At 70.7% G+C, this 1,804-nt stretch carries 3 protein-coding genes; all 3 read right to left on the reverse strand.

Annotated features, from left to right (window positions below; genetic code table 11):
* On the reverse strand, nt 1–212 hold a 212-nt coding region (locus AC5RUJ_RS15660; protein WP_494156175.1), incomplete at its 3' end, for a shikimate kinase.
* Nucleotides 212–1,411 (reverse strand): chorismate synthase, encoded by a 1,200-nt coding sequence (gene aroC / locus AC5RUJ_RS15665; RefSeq protein ID WP_494128862.1) that lies wholly within the window; start codon nt 1,409–1,411, stop codon nt 212–214. The genes AC5RUJ_RS15660 and aroC, both read right to left, overlap by 1 nt.
* A 32-nt stretch (nt 1,412–1,443) precedes the next feature.
* Nucleotides 1,444–1,804, reverse strand: a 361-nt coding sequence (locus tag AC5RUJ_RS15670) for a Rossmann-fold NAD(P)-binding domain-containing protein (RefSeq protein ID WP_494156176.1), incomplete at its 5' end; no start/stop codon positions are given.

Here is a 1,804-nt window from a genome sequence, read left to right on the forward strand (position 1 = left end):
TCGCGGGCCTCGAGCTCGCGGAAGGCGTGCTCGCCCATCGAGGCGAAGATCGCGGTGATCGGACCGTGGCGTTCGACGAGCCGCTTGTCGCTGTCGGCGAAGGCGAGGCCGTGCCGGCTGGCGAACTGGCTGCCCAGCGTCGACTTGCCGGACGCCATCGGGCCGATCAGGACCAGGTGGCGCCGCAGCTTGAGCGGCTGCCCGGCTGCCATTAGCGGCCGATCGAATCCAGCGACTCCGGGATCGCCGCCAGATAGGACCGGAGGTTGCGTGCCGTCTCGCTCACGGAGTCGCCGCCGAACTTCTCGGTCACGGCCTCGGCGAGTATCAGGGCCACCATCGCTTCGGCGACAACGCCGGACGCCGGCACCGCGCAGACGTCCGAACGCTGGTGGTGGGCCTTGGCGGGCTCCCCGGTGGTGACGTCGATGGTGGACAGCGCGCGCGGCACCGTGGCGATCGGTTTCATGGCCGCCCGGACGCGCAGGGTCTCCCCGATGCTCATGCCGCCCTCGATACCGCCGGCCCGGTTGCTGGCCCGCACGATGGTGCCGTCTTCGTCGCGGACGATCTCGTCATGGGCTTCCGATCCGCGGCGGGCGGCGGTGAGAAAGCCGTCGCCGACCTCCACGCCCTTGATGGCCTGGATTCCCATCAAGGCGGCGGCCAGGCGGGCGTCCAGCCGGCGGTCCCAGTGCACGTAGCTGCCCAGTCCCGGCGGCAGGCCGTAGGCCAGCACCTCGACCACGCCGCCCAGGGTTTCGCCGTCCTTGTGCGCCTGGTCCACTTCCAGCACCATGGCCTCGGACGTCTCGGCGTCGAAGCAGCGCAGCGGATCTTCGTCCAGTGCCAGGACATCGCCCGGCCCTGGAAGCGGGCAGCCTTCGGGCACGGAGACCCGGCCCACCGCGGTGGTGTGGCTGACCAGCCGGATGCCCAGCGCGGCGAGGAACTTCGCGGCCACGGTACCCAGGGCCACGCGGGCCGCGGTCTCCCGGGCGCTGGCCCGTTCCAGCACGGGGCGGGCTTCGTCGAAGCCGTACTTCTGCATGCCCGTGAAGTCGGCATGGCCCGGCCGGGGCCGGGTGAGCGGGGCGTTGCGGGCCAGGTCCGCCAGGGCCGCCGGATCCACCGGATCGGCGGACATGACGGTTTCCCACTTGGGCCATTCGGTGTTGGCAACCTCGATGGCCACCGGGCCGCCCTGGGTCAGGCCGTGGCGGACGCCGCCCACCAGGGTGACCTGGTCCTTTTCGAACTTCATCCGGGCGCCGCGGCCGTAGCCGAGACGCCGCCGGGCCAGGGCATCCTGGACCTCGGCCGCGGTCAGTTCGACGCCGGCAGGGACGCCTTCAATAATGCCCACCAGGGCCGGACCATGGGATTCACCGGCGGTTAACCAACGCAACATGGTTTCAATACTGCCATGCATCGGCGGGCTGTTTAGCGCCGCGGTGCACCTACCGCGTCACACATCACATTTGTGACTTCGGCGGCGTCGGTGAAGCGATCGCCGGCGAACAAGCGCACCTGTTCCACGGCCTGGTAGATGAGCATTTCCAAACCATGGACTACCGATCCGCCGTGGCGCTGCCAGACGGCTGCCAGGTCGCTGGGCCAGGGATCGTAGGCGACGTCGAGCAGCACGCGTCCGCTCCGGTCCGTTCCGGCCTGCGCCGCCAGCTCCGCGGCCAGTGAATCGGCTGCGCGCGGCGGCAGTGTGCAGATTACCGTCCCGGCCTGCCGCAGCGCGTCGGCCGCCTGGTCCCATCCGGCCACCCGCAGCGGCAGGCCAACGTGCCGG

The sequence above is a fragment of the Arthrobacter sp. Y3223164 genome, assembly GCF_059091005.1.